A 17,824-nucleotide genomic window follows, 5' to 3' on the forward strand; every position below is an offset into this window, starting at 1 on the left:
AATGAGGCATGCGCGAAAAGCGCTTGACCCGGGCAGTCCTGGATGGTCGGAAGGACCGTCCAGGGATGAAACACACAATGCGGCTTCCGTTCTTCTACGGCTGGGTCGTGGTCGCGGTGACCTTCGTCACCATGGCCATCGGCGTCAACGCGCGCACCGCCTTCTCGCTGTTCTTCCCTCCCATCATCTCCGAATTCGGCTGGGAGCGCGGCGTCACCGCGGGCGCCTTCTCCTTCGGCTTCGTGGTGTCGGGCATGGTCAGCCCGCTGATCGGCCGGCTGATGGACCGCGCCGGCCCGCGCGCGGTGATGGAGCTCGGCGTCGTTCTGATGGGCGGCGGATTGCTGCTCGCGCCGCTCACGAGCCAGCCATGGCATCTCTATGTCACCATCGGCGTCATGGTCGGCGCCGGTTCGGTGTGTCTCGGCTATTCCGGGCAGTCGTTGTTCCTGCCGAACTGGTTTATCCGCACGCGCGGCCTCGCCATCGGCATCGCCTTCGCCGGGGTCGGCATCGGCTCGGTCACGCTGCTGCCATGGGTGCAACACATGATCGAAGGGACCGGCTGGCGCACCGCCTGCACGGCGATGGGCCTGATGATCCTGATCGTGCTGGCGCCGATCAATCTGTTCCTGCATCGACGTCCCGAGGATATCGGCCTTCGGCCTGACGGCGATGCGGCCCCGGCCGCAGGCGCCGCAAAACCCGCCTCCAACGTCGTCGATCCCGTCTGGGCCGGGACCGAATGGACACTCCGGAAAGCGGTCGCCACGACACGGTTCTGGTGGATCGCGCTCGGCTATTTCTGCGGCCTCTACATCTGGTACGCGGTGCAGGTGCACCAGACCAAATTCCTGCTCGACATCGGCTTCAGCCCGGGTGTCGCGGTGTGGGCACTCGGCATCGTCAGCCTGCTCGGCATTCCCGGCCAGATCCTGCTCGGCCATGTCTCCGACCGGATCGGGCGGGAATGGGTGTGGGCGATCAGCTGCGCGGGTTTTGCGATCTCTTTCGCGGCGCTGATGGCCCTGAAATTCCAGCCGTCATTGTGGCTGGTCTACCTCATGGTGTTCACGCAAGGCGCGCTCGGTTACGGCCTGACCTCGATCATGGGCGCAGTGGTGTTCGAGATTTTTCAGGGCAAGCACCAGGGCAGCATTTTCGGCACGATCATGCTGGCGGCATTGGCCGGCGGCGCTGCCGGTCCCTGGGTCACCGGCTTGCTTTACGATCGGGTCGGCGACTACACGCTGGCCTTTGGCGTCGCCATCATCGTGAGCGGATTGTCGGCGCTCTCGATCTGGCAAGCTGCGCCCCGCAAGGTGCGCGCCGTTGCCGGCAAGCTTCAGGTGGAAACCGGCGCCGAATAGGTTCCGTGCGCGCCCAATTACCTTCGTTTCTTTCGCGGAATGTTAATCATGTCGCGTCTTGGCGCGGTGCGAGGGGACTGCAAAAAGGACTTGGACACCATGGTGGCGCTAGCGTCGGTTGCATATTTTCCCGATGCCTCCGGGTCTAGCGATGTCCGCCTCCGATTGTGCCATGACAGAAACTCCGGAAGTGCTGTTGGCCGCGCTCGAACGCGCCGACGAGGGCATCGTCATCGTCGACAGCGCGCATCGCATCACGCATTTCAATGCCGGTGCGGAGCGGATTTGGAAACTCGCACGCGCTGATGTGCTCGGTCACGACGCCGAAATTCTCACCCTCAAATGCCTTCAGGCCGATCCGGTTGCAGAATTCCGTGACGAGATCAGCCTCGTGCGAAACGACGGCAGCCGCATCCGGGCGGCCATCTCGCTTTCATCCATTGCAAGTGAAGGCATCACCTATCGCATCGTGTTCGCGCGCGACGTCACCGCGAATGCCGAACGCCGCGCCAGGATCGGGCTTCTCCACGCCGTCTCCGACCAGACCAACCGCGCGGTGCTCATCACCGACACCGACCAGAGCATCGTCTACGTCAATGCCGCCTTCACGACGCTGTTCGGCTACACCAGCGAGGAAGCCGAGGGCCGCCGTGCCAGGGGCCTGCTCGCCGGCCGCCACACCGATCGCAAGGCCGTTGCGAAGCTCGTCAAGCGCCTGATGGAGGGTGGCCACCGCGGCGAGGTCGAGATGCTCGCCTATGACAAGGACGGCGAGGAGATCTGGGTCTGCGCCCGCATCGATGCCTTCCGCGACAGGAGGGCCAGGTCAAGCACATCTTCGCGCTGCTCGAGGATATCACCGAGACCAAGCAGCTGCGCTCGCTGCAGCAGCTCATCATGGGCGCGCTCGCCGACGAGGTTCCGATCGGCGAGATTGCCGACCGGCTGTGCCGCCGTGTCGAGCAGATCGCGCCCGACGTCGTCTGTTCGCTGCTTCATATCGATGCCGCGGGCCTGATCCATCCGCTCGGCGGCCCAAGTCTGCCCGAGGACTATTCCCGCGCACTGGACGGCGTTGCCATCGGCCCCAATGTCGGCTCGTGCGGAACCGCGGCCTTCTACGGCGAGCCGGTGCTGGCGACGGATCTGGAGACCGATCCGCGCTGGCGGCCGTACAAGGCGATGCCGCTCGCGATTGGCCTGCGCGCATGCTGGTCGACGCCGGTCAAGGCCAAGGACGGACGGGTCATCGCCACGTTCGCCTTCTACTACCGGGAGCCGCGCGCGCCGAGCAATTGGCATCGGCGCATCGTCGAGGCCTGCGTCAATCTCGGCGCTTTCGCGATCGAGCGCAAGGAAGCGCGCGCCGAGATCGCGCGGCTCGCCTATCACGATATCCTCACGGGCCTGCCGAACCGCGCGCAATTGCGGCGCCTGATCACCACCGCCATCGATGCCTGCCCGACCGGCAGCCACGTCGCGCTGGCCTTCCTCGACGTCGATCATTTCAAGGACGTCAACGACACACTCGGTCATGCCGCCGGCGACGAGCTCCTGATCCAGCTCGCGCAGCGCCTGCGCGAGCAGATCGGGCCCGAGGACATGCTGGGGCGACTCGGCGGCGACGAGTTCGTGATCCTGCTGCCGCAGCGCAACGCCGAGGGTGCCGAGCGCGTACTGATGGCTCGATCGCCGATATCGTGGATTGGCAGCCGGTTCATCCAGGCGACGTCATTCTCATTCCTGCTGGAACGATCCACGCGATCGGCGCCGGCATCGTGCTCGTGGAAATCCAGCAGCACAGCGACGCCACGTTCCGGCTGTTCGACTATGGACGAGCGCGCGAACTGCACATCGACCATGCCGTCGCGGTGGCGACGGCAGGCCCACGCCAGATTCAATCGCCGTCCGAACGCCTGAGCGGCGCGCGAACGGTCCTCACGGTCAATTCCTATTTTGCGCTGGAGCAGACGGACCTTGCTCCTGGCTCCGTTTGGATGCTCGACGCACCGAAAGAGACCTGGCTGCTGGCGATAGAAGGCCAGGCCCAACTCGGCTCGACGAGGCTGGCGCCGGGGGACGCGATCTTCCTGGAAGCCGACCATGCGGAAATCGAGGTCGGTGCGAGCGGCTTGAAAGCGCTGCTGGCCTATCCCGGCCCGAAGATAAACCCTGCTGCGCTAACAGAGCGCAGTGCCGCGAGCGCCAGTCTCGCACCGCACGCCTTTCCCGGCACCCTGGTCCCGTCTCCCTTCGAGACCGCCACGCTCAAACAATCGGAGACGCCAAATTGGCTGCCGTAAATCGTATCGCATTCATCGGCAATTCGCTTCCCCGCCGCTGCGGCATCGCGACCTTCACTACTGACTTGCAGAGCGCCGTTGCGGCGTCCCGGAGTGATCTGGAGACGGTCATCGTCGCGATGACCGATCACGGCCAGGTCTACGATTATCCTACCACCGTGGGCCTGGAGATCGACGACGACAGGCAAGATGATTATGTCCGTGCGGCTGCCTATCTGAACAGCGGCGGCTTCGAGGCCGTTTCGCTGCAACACGAATTCGGAATTTTCGGCGGCGAAGCCGGAGGCCAGATCATGGCGCTTCTGTCGCGCCTGACCATACCGATCGTGACAACCCTGCATACGGTCTTGTCCGAGCCGACAGAGGCTCAGCGCGACGTCATCACGCGCATCGTCGAGTGCTCGTCCAAGATCGTCGTGATGGCCGAAAAAGGTCGGGAATTGTTGCGCTCCGTCTATCACATGGCTGACGAGAAGATCGAGATCATCCCGCATGGCATCCCGGAATTTGCGTTCGTCGAACCCGACGCGGCCAAGGCTGCGCTCGGATTCAGCAACAAGTCGGTCATCCTGACCTTCGGATTGCTGTCGCCGAACAAGGGTATCGAAGTCATGATCGATGCGATGCCTTCGATTCTGAAGACCCGACCCGACGCCGTTTACGTCGTCCTCGGTGCGACGCATCCCAACCTCGTGCGCGACCGTGGCGAAGCTTATCGTGAGTCCCTGATGGCGCACGCGCGCCAGGCTGGCGTCGAGGATCACGTCGTGTTCCTCGATCAGTTCGTCGACAAGAAAACGCTGCTCGATTTCATCTCGATGTCTGACGTCTACGTGACGCCGTACCTCAGTGAGGCCCAGATGACCTCGGGCACGCTGGCCTACAGTTTTGGCCTCGGTAAAGCCGTGGTGTCCACCCCGTATTGGCATGCCCGTGAACTATTGGCCGAGGGCCGCGGCATCCTGGTTCCGTTTGGCGACGCGGCAGCGCTCGGCATTGAAATCGCCAAGTTGCTCACCAACGACGTGCTTCGGCAGGCGATGCGCAAGCGCGCCTATTCGAGCAGCCGCGCGATGACATGGGAAAGAACCGCCGAGCGCTATATGTCGGTCTTCGAGAACGCCGGCCGCCGGCATCGGCTCAAGACCATCGCGCGTATGGATACTGGCACGCTGCTGCGCGACAGCCGCGCCCCGCCGGAAATGCAGCTCGGCCATTTCCTGTCGATGTGCGACGACACGGGACTGTTTCAGCATGCCGTTCATAGCGTGCCGGATCGTGCCCACGGCTATTGCGTCGACGACAACGCCCGGGCGCTGCTCGTGGCCTGTGCGCTCAACAATCCGGGTGAAGAGCGGCTGCCGGATGCGCTGACGGCACGATTTGCCGCTTTCGTCCAGCACGCCTGGAATCCGGATACACGACGATTTCGCAATTTCATGGGCTTCAACCGCTGCTGGTTGGAGGACAAGGGGTCGGAGGACAGTCACGGACGTACGCTCTGGGCCTTGGGGGTGTGCGCGTTGACCGACGCCAGCTCGTCGCGGCGCTCATGGGCCGGGGCCTTGTTTTCCGAAGCAATGGCGACAGTGGAAGATTTTCGTTCGCCCCGTGCGTGGGCGTTCGTATTGCTGGGCCTCGATGCTTACTGCTCGGCTGTCCCGGGCGATGTCCAGGCGACCCGCCTGCGTGCCGTGCTTGCCGATCGCTTGATCTTGATCTTCGACACCGTGGCAACCGGCGATTGGGTCTGGTTCGAGGACGGGTTGGCCTATGATAACGCGCGCTTGCCCCAGGCGCTGATCATAACCGGTCTTGCCAGCAAGACATCGCGCTATGTCAATATCGGGCTGGAGTCGTTGCGCTGGCTTGTGAAGCGGCAAACCTCAGCGAAAGGCCAATTCCGCCCGATCGGCACGGCGGGGTTTGGCGATCGACGCCAGCCGTCGCAAGCCTTCGACCAGCAGCCGCTGGAGGCCGCGGCGACCATCGCGGCATGCCTCGCCGCGTGGCGGGCCGATCACGATGTCGAGTGGAAAGCCGAAGCCGCGCGGGTCTTCGCGTGGTTTCTGGGCAGCAACGACCTGTCGGCCTCGCTGGTCGATCTGGAGACCGGAAGCTGCCGGGATGGCCTGCATCCCGATCGTCCCAATGAGAACCGGGGAGGGGAATCCGTGGTGTCTTATTTGCTTGGGCTTTCCGAGATTCGGCAAATTGCCCGCCTGAGCGAAAGCCGGGCCAAGCCTGCTCCTCTCGTCGCTTGACGGAGCAGGATTACGATTTCCTCCTTCAACCCATCGAGGCCGTCTTGTCGCAATCTCCCTTCCTCAAACGTCAAGCCCTTCAGCTGCGGCCTGATCCGACCCGTGTCATCGTTCGGCCTTTCAAGCCGGCAACAGAGCCGCGCGACCTCAATCCGACGGACAAGACCCGCGCCAACCATATCGTCGAACGGGTCCTCGCGCTCGATGCCGAGACGGCTGACCGGCAATTGGCCGACGTTCTGGAGAATTTCCTCGGCCGTCACCGCAACCTGTTGCAGATATTCGAGACACGCGCCGCGGAAATGGAAGAGGCGCTGGCCGACCATGCTGTATTCACGCAGGTGCAGCGCCAACTCGCGGGCGCCTATTTTCTCAACGAATATTCGTTCGAGGCCTCGGCATTGTTCAATCCGAGTATCGTGCCGCATCCCGATCAATCCGGAACGCCGGAAGGCAGCCTTCGCTTCATCCTAAGTCTTCGTGCCGTCGGCGAGGGTCACGTGTCGTCCCTGACATTTCGCTCGGGGCTTATTGCGGCAGACGGGACCGTGACCATCGACCCGACGGCGCGCCTTGCATCCAGCCCCGATCTCGTCAAGCTGACATCGGGCGCCGGCGGCGACGAGATTGATGTTACATTTGCGGCCGGCCAGGATCTGAGCGAGCGGGTGATTTTCCCGGTCACTGAAGCGCAGTCGAACGGGATCGAGGACGCCCGCTTTGTGCATTTCAGCAACGCCGGCGAGACGATCTACTACGCGACCTACACCGCTTATAGCGGACGGGCGATCCGGTCGGAGCTGATCGAGACGTCCGACTTTGTATCGTTCCGGCTATCGACCCTGAAGGGCAGTGCCGCGCGCAACAAGGGCATGGCGTTATTCCCGCGCAAGATCGGGGGCAGATATGCAATGATCGCGCGCCAGGATAACGAGAACCTCTATCTGATCTTTTCCGACGATCTCCAGACGTGGGATGGCGGCCAGCCGATTCTGAAGCCGCGATACCCCTGGGAATTCGTGCAGATCGGCAATTGCGGATCACCCATCGAGCTCGACGTCGGGTGGCTGCTGCTGACGCACGGCGTCGGACCTTTGCGAAAATATTCGATCGGGGCCGCGCTGCTGGACAAGAACGACCCTTCGAAGGTGCTCGGCCGCCTGCGCGAGCCACTATTGCGCCCGGACCCTTCCGAACGCGAAGGAATATGTTCCAAACGTCGTCTACACTTGCGGCGCGATGCGCCACCACGACAAGATCATCTTCCCCTACGCGGTCTCCGACAGCTACTGCAATGTCGCGACAATCGAGATCGGATCCTTGATCGCGGCCATGGACAGGAGCGCATAGGAACTGCGCTGACCGTTCCCGACATCCATCCGGTGGATTGGAAAAGCGTGAAGCGGTCGGCGCAGAACACTGCGTCGAGCTGGTGATATCCGGGCTCAGGCATCCGGTTGCAGGAACGTGCCGTACTGCTTGGTCGCGGCGACCGCGGCCGCGGCCTGTCCGATCATCCGCATCGCGGCCATCATCGGCCACGGCCCGAGGCTGACCCGCCGAACGCCGACGCGAGCCAGATCCGGAAGTGCGGGAACGCCTTGTGTCACCATGATGTTGACCGGCAGAGGCGTGAGCTGAACCAACTTTTCAATGAGAGCGAGATCGGTGAGGCCGGGGACGAAAATTCCGTCGGCGCCGGCCTCGGCATAGACCTTCGCCCGCCTTGCCGCTTCGTTCATGCACTCGTCCGGCGATCCGAATTTCAGCAGGAACGGATCTGTTCTCGCATTGATGAACAGCTGAACTCCAAGATCTTTCGCGGCGTCGCGCACGGCCTTGATCTTGGCGGCATGGAGTTCGGGATTGACCAGTTGCCGCTTTCCCCCCGATAGCCCGTCCTCGATATTGATGCCGACGGCGCCGGCTTTCAAAATCTCGGTCGCCGATCTGGCGGCGGCCTCCGGGGTGTCGCCATATCCTGCCTCCAGATCGATTGAGACTGGAACTGACACGGCCGCAGTCATCCGCGATACGAGGCCGGTCACCATGTCGAACGGGACATTTTCTCCGTCGGCGTATCCAAGTGCGGAGGCGACCGCGCCGCTGCTGGTCGCGATGGCCGGAGCGGTCTTCGCGATGGCTTTGGCGGTGGCGGCGTCCCAGGCGTTGAACAGGACGAGCGGATCGCCCTTCCTGTGAAGGGCATGAAAGGTCTCGGCATATTGATGTTGTGTCTTGGCGTCCATTGCGCGCACTCCAGATTAGAAAATCGAAGGATGTTGTGGGCCACCGCCCTCTGCGTTCAGTCAGGCGCGTGCGTCTTGAACCAGTCCATGATCAGGCCGGTGACTTCTTCCTCACGCTCGAGGTGCGGGAAGTGCCCGACATCGGGCAGGACAATCCGCTTGTGCGGCCCCTTGAACAGCGGCTCCTCCTTGACCGAGTACCTCGCTGTCGGATCGTTGCTGCCATAGATCGTCAGCGTCGGCGTGTGCATGTCATTGATCGGCAGCCGGCCCGTGAGCCCCGCATCGGTCAGGCCTCCGTAATATTTCAGCGCCGCGGCCATCGTGCCGGGCGAGCTGAGTGTCTCCTTGATCGAACGGATGTGCTCGGCATTGTTGAATGTCGGTGACCACAGCTTCCAGAGATAGTCGACAAAGGGGAGGCCCTCGGTATTGACCGCGGATTCGGCGCCGGGCAGCTGGAAAAAATAGACGTGGAAGACGGCTCGAACGAGCTCCGGATCCCGTCTGATGCTCGAAATTGTAATCGGGTGCGCGGTGTTCATGACCACGGCGGCCTTGATTGCCGATGGCGCCGTGGCCAGCGCCTGAAAGGTCGAGGTGCCGCCCCAATCCATGCCGACGACGCGTGCCTGTCCGTCGTCGCTCAGCGCCGCGATGAGGGCTTCGAGATCCTTGCCCAGTGCGATCGGATCGAAAATGCCGTCCGCCGGAATCTCGGTCGGCGCATAGCCACGCAGGAACGGCGCGACGGCACGATACCCGGCATCCGCGAAGACCTGCAGCTGCTTTCGATACGACCAGGCATTGTCGGGAAAGCCGTGCAGGAACATGACCAGGGGGCCATCGCCCTGTTCGAGATAGGCGAAGCGCACGCCGTTGGCCTGCACGTATTTCAAGGCGGGTTCGGTGCCCCTGGTATCCGCTTGGGCATTCGCTTGTCGTGCCGCGCTCCGAGTATTCATCGTCATTCTCCATGTGATCGAGCCCCGCGATCCAAATTATGTGCGGAGCGCACATATCGTCAAGTTGTTTTTTGTGCGCTCCGCACATATTGTCGGTGTATGGAAATTGGAATCGCAAATTTGCTGGGGGCGCTTTCGCTCGCCGTCATGGATCGGATCGAGCAGGGCGCGCGCGAGGTCATCGGCCGCGGTGGCGAGACCCCTGCGGCACTGGTCGTCATCGGCTATGGCCAGGGCATGACCAACGACAAGCTGCGGCGGATCCTTGGCCTGTCGCATTCAGGAACGGTCCGGCTGGTGGACCGTCTGGTGTCGGATCGGCTGGTCGAACGTCGGCCCGGACAGGACGGCCGCGAGGTTGCCTTGCACCTGACGGCGAAGGGCGCCGCAACCCGCAACGATTTGATGACTTCGCGGATTTCGGCCGTCGCGTCGCTTCTGGATGTACTGTCGCCGGCTGAAACGAAGCGCCTTGAAACGCTGCTCCATGAGTTGTTGGCTCGGCAGGATACCTCCGAGATGGATCGCTTCACGATCTGCCGCATGTGCGACGACAGCGCTTGTACGAATTGCCCCTTGCCCACGGACAAGGGCAAACGCGCTCGCTAGCGGGCGCGCTCGAGACTATCATCCGGCTTGGGCGCAACGCGCGTTCACATCGCGGAAAGGAACGTCCGGCGTTTCCCCACGTTGTCGGCCCACCAGCACAAGCCGGTCCATACGATGAAGAAGATCGCCACCATCCTTGTCATGCTCTGTGCCTTTCCGGCGGCCGCCCGCGCGGACAGCTGGAGTGGCTATCGCATTCCCGAGACCGGGACCAGCGTCGATATCCCTTCGTCCATCTTCACCGAGCAAGCCGGCCGGCCCGACGGCTATGGCATGCAGTACCGGACCAGCGACGGCCGTGCGGATTTGACGGTGCAGGCCGTTCCCAATGACGGCAGCTCACCGGCCGCTTTCCTGGCGCGGAAGAATCCGCCGCCCGGCATCACCTACAAGCGCATCACGCCGCGCTTCTTCGTGGTCTCCAGCACCCGGGGCGGCAAGATCTGGTACGACCGCTGCAACTTTGGCCGCCGCTACGTGCATTGCGTGCTGATCAACTATCCGGCCGCCGAGAAGCGGCAGTGGGATGCACTCGTGACCCGCGTCAGCCGCACGCTGAGCGGCGGTTGATCCGTTCACCAACGAAAAACCTGCTCACAAAGAAAAACTGCCCGCAGGTTGCGGGCAGCAGTCTCGTGAGGATGGTTCAGCGCACGTTGGTCGATGTCGTCGACATGGTCGGCTTGGAGCCCGGCACGTGCGACATGGTCTTGGTGGTCGACCCGACCTCCTCGCCCGCCTTGACTTTCGTGCGGGTGTGGGAGCGGCTGAACGTACCACCCTCATGCGCCTGCGCGCGCGCATTGGAATTGAGCACCGGACCGTTGCCCTTGTTCATGCTGGTGCCGGACTGCGCCTTGCCGTTGGCAGACGCGGCGCTGCCGCCCGCTGCAATCGACGAGCCGGTCTGTCCGGAGCCCGACGTCGACGTGCCGCCGGCGCCGAGCGTGCTGGCCGAGGTGCCGCCGGCCGCGGCCGAGCCCCCGGTGCCGCCGGTCATGCTGGTTTGCGCCGACAACGGCGAGGCGGCGGCGAGCAGAAGTGCGACCGACGAGGTCGCGATCAACATTCTCATCTGTGAAATCCTTTTGCTAGGGCGACGATGTCGAGATGGTGCAGCCGTTGACCGTGACGGTGCTCGCGCTGGTCGAACCCGGGCCGCCGGCCGTCGAGGACGAACTCGACACGTTGCCGCCACCGGCCTGGACGTGCACCGACGATCCGCCGGCCGAGCTAGAGCTCGACAGCGAGCCGCTCGATGAGGTCGAGCCGGTGGTGCCCGAACCCGATGACCCCAGCGCGGTAATGCTGCCGTCGGGATGTTTTTCCACCGTGACCCGGCAGGTCTCGCCGGACGCGGTCTTGCCGGTTTTCTGCATGGTTTCCCCCGCAGCGGCGCTGCTCATCAAAGTCAAAACTGCGATCGCAACGATTGGTCTGTTCATGCCAGTCCTCCTCAGGAAGGACGAAGGAGCGGCATTGCTGCCGCTCCGCCGGCCGGATGTCAGTCCTTGTCCTTCTTCATCTCGTCCTTGTGGTGGCCTTTGCCCTTTTCCATGCCCATGTCGCTGGCATGTCCCGCGGAGGAGCCGGCCGCTCCCACGGTCGAGCCGCTCTTGCCGCCGCCGGCCGACGAGCCGCCCGTGCCGACTGTCGATGCCGAGTTGGAGCCGGAGCCTGCCGCAGAGCCGCCGGTGCCGACGCTGGACGAACTCTTGCCGCCACCCGCCGACGAACCACCGGTGCCGAGCGTCGAGGCCGAGCCTGAGCCGCTGCCGGAGCCTGCGGCGGAGCCGCCGGTGCCGATCGACGAACTGCTGGTGCCGCCGCCCGCCGACGAGCCGCCGGTGCCAAGCGTCGAGGCCGAGCCCGATCCGCTGCCCGAACCCGCCGATGAACCGCCCGTGCCTACGGTCGAGTTGCTGGTGCCACCGCCGGCTGACGACCCGCCAGTGCCGACCGTCGAACTCGACTGCGCCACGGCGAGCGCGGTACCGGCCAGCAGCGCAGCTGCGGCCGCAGACAATTTCAGAATCCTCATCGCTGTCTCCTCGAATGATCAAATTGCCAAAACAGGCACGGGATAAAGTGGCAAGCTGCAGAAACGTTCCTTGGATCGGTATGAGGATGTGGAAAATGCGCGCGAGAATTGCGACGAGGTTCCAGCGGCGCGGCGCGCCGATGCCGAGCGGGAACAGCGAAGCGCGACGATCTGAAGAAAACAAACGCTACTTCAACGACAATCCCGTCCTGCGCCGCAGATCCGTGATCGCGCGCAGAAAACTGTCGGCCGGCGTCGTCTCCGGATCGATCAGGCGGTGCAGGCGAAAGCCGTCTTCCAATGCCAGCACGACGGAGGCCATCCAGGGGGGATTGAGCGTGTCGCCCTTCGCGTTGCTCTTCAGCGTTGCCTCGATGATGTCGGCGACCAGCTTGCGCCGCGCGCGCAGGCGCTTTGCAAGCTCCGGTCGGCGCTTCTCGGCGCGGGCGACAAACAGGATCATCTCCATGTGGAGCAGCGGCGAGCGGCCGAGCGGATCCTGCCTTGTGCGATCCATCGCCTTCAGCGCCGCGATGAAGTCGTCGAGATTGTCGTGCTGCGCGAGGATGTCCATGTTGCGCCGGATCGACTGCGCGACATGCTCCTCGAGCATGGCGATAATCAGCTCGTCCTTGCTCTTGAAGTTGGAATAGAACGCGCCGCGGCTAAATCCGGCCGCCGCCGCGATCGCCTCGATGCTGGCGCCGCCGATGCCGTCCTGCTCGAACACGCGCGCCGCCGCCTCGAACAGCCTGTCGCGCGTGTCGTCCCTGGTCGGCCTGGTTCTCACCCTTGACATCGGGGCAGTTTAGGGCAAAATGCAACTCGATACAACAATGTATCGAGTTGATAATTCCGGGATGGTTACGCTGCGCAAGAGGGGCTGCGGCGTATGCGATTCATGCGGCAACCGATATGAGGTCACCATGAACGAGCACGTGCAGGGCACCGGCGGTCCGCTGTTCAACCCGCTGTCGCCGGACTTCATCCGCGATCCCTATCCGCATTATGACCGGCTCCGCGCGATCTACCCGATTCACGTGACGCCGTTCGGCCAGTTCGTCGCCAGCCGCCATGCCGATGTCAGCCTCGTGATGCGCGACAAGCGTTTTGGCAAGGATTTCGTCGAGCGCTCCAAGCGCCGCTATAGCGAGAAGATCATGGAGGAGCCGGTCTTCCGCAGCATGAGCCACTGGATGCTGCAGGCCGATCCGCCTGACCACACCCGCCTGCGCGGCCTCGTCGTGAAGGCCTTCACCGCCCGCCGCGTCGAGGACATGCGGCCACGCATCCAGGAGATCGTCGACCAGACCATCGATGCCGTGATCGACCGCGGCCACATGGACCTGATCGAAGACTTCGCCTTCCGCCTGCCTGTCACCATCATCTGCGACATGCTCGGCATCCCCGAGGACCATCGCGAGACTTTCTATAACAGCTCGCGCGATGGCGGACGGCTGCTCGATCCCGTGCCGCTGTCGCCGGAGGAGATCGCCAAGGGCAACGCCGGCAACATGATGGCGCAGATGTATTTCCAGCAGCTGTTCGAGCTTCGTCGCAAAAATCCCGGCGACGATCTCATTACCCAGCTGGTGCAGGCCGAGGAAGACGGCAACAAGCTCACCAACGAGGAACTGACCGCCAACATCATCCTGTTGTTCGGCGCCGGCCACGAGACCACGGTCAATCTGATCGGCAACGGCCTGCTGGCGCTGCATCGCAATCCGGACCAGCTCGCGCTTTTGAAGGCGCGGCCGGACCTGATGGTGGGCGCGATCGAGGAGTTTCTGCGCTACGATTCCTCGGTGCAGATGACCGGGCGGGTCGCGCTGGAGGATATCGACGATCTCGGCGGCGCCAAGATCCCCAAGGGCGAGACCGTGCTCTGCCTGCTGGGCTCGGCCAACCGCGACCCGGCGGTCTATCCTGACCGGCCCGACCGGCTCGACGTCACCCGCCAGAATGTGAGGCCGCTGTCGTTCGGCGGTGGCATCCATTTCTGCCTGGGGGCCCAATTGGCCCGCCTCGAGGCCGAGATCGCCATCGCCACGCTGTTGCGTCGGCTGCCCGACCTGCGCATCGACGACGTCGAAAACCCCGAATGGCGGCCGACCTTCGTGCTGCGCGGCCTGAAGCGGCTGCCTGCGAGCTGGTGATGGCTGCCGGCGTTAACCTCCGCGCGCAACAGTCGCTGTGACTTCGCCACACTTCCCCCTATATAAGGGGCTGTTCCGGTACGTCTGAGGCCCTGCGGCTCAGGCAAGGCCCGCATCCGGTTTGGCCGAGGGGAGACCCGTGCAGACGACGCTGCTCGGATTGGCGATTGCCTTTATCTTAGCGCTGCTGGCCGCTCTGATCGGACCGTACTTCGTCGACTGGAACCAGTTCAGGCCCCAGTTCGAAGCAGAGGCCGGCAGGATCATCGGCGTGCCGGTGCGGGTGGCGGGCGAGCTCGACGCGCGGCTGTTGCCGGCGCCGACGCTGCGGCTGCGCGCGGTCACCTTCGGCGGCAACAACGATCTCGGCCGCCTGCGCGCCGACAAGCTCGATGTCGAATTCAGCCTGAGCTCGCTGATGCGCGGCGAATGGCGCGCCACCGAGCTTTCGGTCAATGGCATGGCGGTCGATCTCGGCCTCGACGCGCGCGGGCGGGTCGATCTGCCGTCCACCGCGAGCGGGAGCTTCAATCTGGCATCGCTGGCGATCGAGCGGCTGAATCTCACCGGTCGCATCGCCCTGCATGATGCCGCCAGCCATTCGACACTGGAGCTCAACGACATCGCTTTCTCCGGCGATGTGCGCTCGCTGGCCGGCTCGGTCCGGGGCGACGGCAGTTTTGCCCTCAGCGGCGTGCGCTATCCGTTCCGCGTCTCCTCCGGCCCGAGCGCCGACGGCAATGCCACCCGCCTCCACCTCAACATCGATCCCGGCGAGCGCGCGATCCTCGCCGATCTCGAAGGCGTGCTCGCCTTCGACAACCGCCTGCCGAAATTCGAGGGCGCGCTGACGTTCGCCGTGCCGGCGCCGAAGAAGCCGGGCGAGGCGGGGCCGATGCCCTGGAAGCTCACGACGAAACTCAAGGCTGATCCGGCCGGCGCCAAGTTCGAGCAGGTCGACGCCAGCTTCGGGTCCGAAGACTCCGCGCTGAAGCTCGGCGGCGTCGGCGATATCAGGTTCGGGGCTTCGCCGCTGCTGCGTGCGGTGCTGTCGGCGCGCCAGGTCGATGCCGACAAGCTGACCGGCAAGGACGAGCCGCAGCGCATCCTTCCGGCGCTCCGCGCAGGCCTCGCCGCAATCCCGCAGGCGCCGATCCCGGCACAGATCGAGTTCAACTCCGACCAGATCATGCTCGGCGCACGGCCGCTCCAGAACATCACGGCCGAGCTTGCGACCGACGGACGATCCTGGACCTTCCAGCGGCTCGAGCTGCGCGCGCCGGGACAGACGCAGCTCTCGCTCAACGGCGCGACGCCCGGCGCCGACAGCTTCAGCGGCCGTCTCAGCGTCGATTCCTCCGATCCCGATACGCTAGTGGCCTGGCTCCAGGGCCGCAGCGAGGTCAACCGCCGCAGCACGCGGCCGCTGCGCCTTGCCGGTGACGTGACCATCGCCGCCAACCATTTCGCCATCGACAGGCTGAAGGCCGAGATCGACGGCGGCGCGGTCGAAGGCCGCATCGCTTTCGTCCAGACCGGCGCGAGCAAGGGCTCGCGGATCGACGCGGAGCTCAAGGCCGACCGCCTTGACCTCGATGCGGCCGCAAGTTTTGTGCGCGCGCTTTCGGGACCGCAGGGCGAATGGCCGGAGGAAGCGAAGCTGTCGCTCGATATCGGCCGCGCGATCTCGGCCGGGCAGGAGCTGCGGCCGTTCACCGCGAAACTCGGCTACGGCCCCGCATCGCTCTCGCTGGAGCAGTTGCGGTTCGGCCAGGCCAGTGGCGTGACCACGGAAGCAAGTGGCAGCTTCGACCGCGCCAAGGCCACGGGCAAGCTCGCGCTGAAATCCTCCGCCAATTCGCTGCGCGATCTCACTGCACTGCTCGAGCCGTTTGCGCCATCGGTGCGCGCGCGCTTCGACGCCATCCCGTCGCTGCCGGCTGCGACCCGCCTGAAGCTCGACCTCAGCCTCGACAAGAACGCCGAGCACGCCGATCGCAACGACGCGCGCGCTGTCCTCGAACTCGACGCGCCGCAGCTCAAGGCCACCGCGACGCTGGCTGCGCAGACGCCGGTGGCCGCCGTCAACGGCATCGACGTCGACCGCTTGCGCAACAGCGACTTCACGCTGGACTCGAAAGTCGCGACACCGCAAGCCAGTGCACTGCTGGCGTTGCTCGGGCTCGATCGCGTGGTGGCCGCAGGCGAGGGCGCTTCGCAGTTCGAAGGCCGCTTGAGCGGCGCGTGGCGCCATCAGCTGCAATTGAATGCCAAGCTTAGCGGCGGCGGGCTGGATGCGGACGCACAAGGCAACGTCGAATTGTCGGAGCCGAAAGGCAGCGTAAATTTGCGCGTGCGCAACGCCAATCTGGGGCCGCTGTTCGGGACCAGCCCGGCCGATAAATCGGTGCAGAGCGTCAATCTGTCCTCGCGCGTCGGCCTCTCCGGCAACCGCCTGACCTTCAACGATCTCGAGAGCACCCTGGCCGGCTCGCATTTGCGCGGTCATCTGGCGGTGACGCTCGATCAGGAGAAGACCGTCGACGGCGAAGTCGGCCTCGATACGCTCGACCTCGTGCCCGCGCTCGCGATGGCCATCGGCGCGGCCGGACACGATGCCAATGCGCCGCTGAGTGCCGGGCTTCTCGGCGGCTGGCGCGGCCGCGTCGCCTTCCAGGCGTTGCACGGCACGTTGCCCGGCGGCATCGAGCTGCGCCCCTTCGGCGGTACGGTCCGGAGCGACGGTCAGTCGCTCGCGCTCGACGCAATGAAGGGCGGCGTCGGCGGCGGCGAGATGTCGGCGAGCCTTGATGCGCGCAATGGCGCCAATGGTCTGACGCTCAACGCGCGCATCGAGCTCGGCAATGTCGACGCGGCGGCGCTGCGCTACCGCGACCTCGCGCTGCCGAAGGGACGAGCCTCGGCGCAGATGGCGCTGACCAGCCAGGGCCGTAGCGTCGCGGCGCTCACCGGTGCGCTCGCCGGCAACGGTACGGTGACGCTCGAATCCGCTGAAATCTCCGGCCTCAATCCACGCGCCTTCGAAATCGCCATCCGCGCCAGCGACGGCGGCCAAATTGCCGACGACAATCGGCTGCGGCAGCTGGTCGAGCCCGTGCTGTCGGCGGGTCCGATTGCAGTGGCCTCGGCGCAGATCCCGTTCACGATCCGGGACGGGCGCCTGCGCGTCGGCGCAACGTCGCTAGAGGCGAAGAACGCGCGTGCCATCGTCTCCGGCGGTTACGACATCCCCGCCGACCAGGCCGACATCCGTGCCAGCCTGACGCCGATCATGACCGGGCTCTCCGGCGCGCCGCCCGAAATCCAGCTGTTCGCGGCCGGTCCCCCCGACAGGCTCAATCGCACCGTCGATCTTGGGCCGCTGTCGTCGTGGCTCGCGGTACGCACGATCGATCGCGAGACGCGCCGGCTGGACGCCATCGAGCGCGGCGAGCCGCCGCCGGCCACCGCCGCGTTGCCGACGCTGGTGTCGCCCGAACCGGCGCCGGAGCCGTCGCTCACGGATGTGCCGATGCCCGGCCGCGATCCGCGCCGTGCGCCGCCGCCGAAGCCCAAGTCCGATATCAGGGTTGCGCCGACGCCAAAGGCGCCGCAGGCCGCTCCCGCGGCACCAAGCCCGCCGCTTGCAAGCACGCAGATCGCGCCGCTGCCTCCGCCGATCGACGTCAGGCCGGCCCCGGGCCCGCCGCCCGCAAAGCCCAAGCCAAAGCCGCCGCTGGTGCTGACGCCGTCAAATCCGTAGGCGATAGTCCGTCATGCCCGGGCTTGTCCCGGGCATCCACGTTCTCCGTCCCAGGCGGTGAGACGTGGATGGCCGGGACAAGCCCGGCCATGACGCCGGAGAGA

Annotated in this window: 14 protein-coding genes and 1 pseudogene; 9 read left to right on the top strand and 6 right to left on the bottom strand. The window is 64.9% G+C overall.

The window, feature by feature from the left end:
• Window positions 1-77 precede the first annotated feature (77 nt).
• The 5 genes and pseudogenes from IVB42_RS27765 (at window position 78) to IVB42_RS27785 (ending at window position 7,287) form a co-directional block, all read left to right on the top strand.
• Window positions 78-1,370, top strand: a complete 1,293-nt coding sequence (locus tag IVB42_RS27765; RefSeq protein WP_018454302.1) for an MFS transporter — start codon at window positions 78-80, stop codon at window positions 1,368-1,370.
• A gap of 172 nt (window positions 1,371-1,542) precedes the next feature.
• A complete protein-coding gene (locus tag IVB42_RS27770; RefSeq protein WP_247397492.1) occupies window positions 1,543-2,388 on the top strand; it encodes a PAS domain S-box protein in 846 nt (281 codons plus the stop codon).
• Window positions 2,337-3,290 (top strand): GAF domain-containing protein, encoded by a 954-nt coding sequence (locus tag IVB42_RS27775; protein ID WP_247471389.1) that lies wholly within the window; start codon window positions 2,337-2,339, stop codon window positions 3,288-3,290. Before IVB42_RS27770 ends, IVB42_RS27775 begins: the two co-directional genes overlap by 52 nt.
• 370 nt (window positions 3,291-3,660) lie before the next feature.
• Window positions 3,661-5,937, top strand: coding sequence for a glycosyltransferase family 4 protein (locus tag IVB42_RS27780; protein ID WP_018454306.1), 2,277 nt, complete (start codon window positions 3,661-3,663; stop codon window positions 5,935-5,937).
• A gap of 44 nt (window positions 5,938-5,981) precedes the next feature.
• Window positions 5,982-7,287, top strand: a pseudogene (locus IVB42_RS27785) (glycoside hydrolase family 130 protein).
• A gap of 95 nt (window positions 7,288-7,382) precedes the next feature.
• On the opposite strand, the gene IVB42_RS27790 reads toward IVB42_RS27785, so the two are convergent.
• Entirely contained in the window at window positions 7,383-8,186 is an 804-nt protein-coding gene (locus tag IVB42_RS27790; protein WP_018454308.1) for an isocitrate lyase/phosphoenolpyruvate mutase family protein, read from the bottom strand.
• A 56-nt stretch (window positions 8,187-8,242) separates the two neighbouring features.
• Window positions 8,243-9,151, bottom strand: a complete 909-nt coding sequence (locus IVB42_RS27795) for an alpha/beta hydrolase (protein ID WP_026232712.1) — start codon at window positions 9,149-9,151, stop codon at window positions 8,243-8,245.
• Between the two features lie 120 nt (window positions 9,152-9,271).
• Between IVB42_RS27795 and IVB42_RS27800 the strand changes: the two genes are divergently transcribed.
• Together IVB42_RS27800 and IVB42_RS27805 are read left to right on the top strand one after the other, a co-directional pair.
• A complete protein-coding gene (locus tag IVB42_RS27800; protein ID WP_231190451.1) occupies window positions 9,272-9,760 on the top strand; it encodes a MarR family winged helix-turn-helix transcriptional regulator in 489 nt (162 codons plus the stop codon).
• Between the two features lie 114 nt (window positions 9,761-9,874).
• Window positions 9,875-10,330 (top strand): hypothetical protein, encoded by a 456-nt coding sequence (locus tag IVB42_RS27805; RefSeq protein ID WP_026232713.1) that lies wholly within the window; start codon window positions 9,875-9,877, stop codon window positions 10,328-10,330.
• Between the two features lie 76 nt (window positions 10,331-10,406).
• Here the strand turns inward: IVB42_RS27805 and IVB42_RS27810 are convergent, their stop codons facing one another.
• The 4 genes from IVB42_RS27810 to IVB42_RS27825 form a co-directional block, all read right to left on the bottom strand.
• Window positions 10,407-10,829: a hypothetical protein gene (locus tag IVB42_RS27810; RefSeq protein ID WP_247397559.1), complete on the bottom strand. Its 423-nt coding sequence runs from the start codon at window positions 10,827-10,829 to the stop codon at window positions 10,407-10,409.
• Window positions 10,830-10,851: 22 nt separating this feature from the next.
• Window positions 10,852-11,205, bottom strand: coding sequence for a hypothetical protein (locus IVB42_RS27815; RefSeq protein WP_026232714.1), 354 nt, complete (start codon window positions 11,203-11,205; stop codon window positions 10,852-10,854).
• 59 nt (window positions 11,206-11,264) lie between these two features.
• Window positions 11,265-11,801 carry a hypothetical protein gene (locus IVB42_RS27820; protein WP_018454314.1) on the bottom strand — a complete coding sequence of 179 codons (537 nt, stop codon included), beginning with the start codon at window positions 11,799-11,801 and terminating at the stop codon, window positions 11,265-11,267.
• Between the two features lie 187 nt (window positions 11,802-11,988).
• Window positions 11,989-12,600, bottom strand: coding sequence for a TetR/AcrR family transcriptional regulator (locus tag IVB42_RS27825; protein WP_018454315.1), 612 nt, complete (start codon window positions 12,598-12,600; stop codon window positions 11,989-11,991).
• Between the two features lie 127 nt (window positions 12,601-12,727).
• Between IVB42_RS27825 and IVB42_RS27830 the strand changes: the two genes are divergently transcribed.
• Both IVB42_RS27830 and IVB42_RS27835 read left to right on the top strand, forming a co-directional pair.
• Window positions 12,728-13,957 carry a cytochrome P450 gene (locus IVB42_RS27830; protein ID WP_018454316.1) on the top strand — a complete coding sequence of 410 codons (1,230 nt, stop codon included), beginning with the start codon at window positions 12,728-12,730 and terminating at the stop codon, window positions 13,955-13,957.
• A 139-nt stretch (window positions 13,958-14,096) separates the two neighbouring features.
• Window positions 14,097-17,720, top strand: a complete 3,624-nt coding sequence (locus tag IVB42_RS27835) for an AsmA-like C-terminal region-containing protein (protein ID WP_247471380.1) — start codon at window positions 14,097-14,099, stop codon at window positions 17,718-17,720.
• Window positions 17,721-17,824: the final 104 nt, after the last annotated feature.

It is taken from the genome of Bradyrhizobium sp. 45, from assembly GCF_023073155.1.
Classification (GTDB): Bacteria; Pseudomonadota; Alphaproteobacteria; order Rhizobiales; family Xanthobacteraceae; genus Bradyrhizobium; species Bradyrhizobium canariense_D.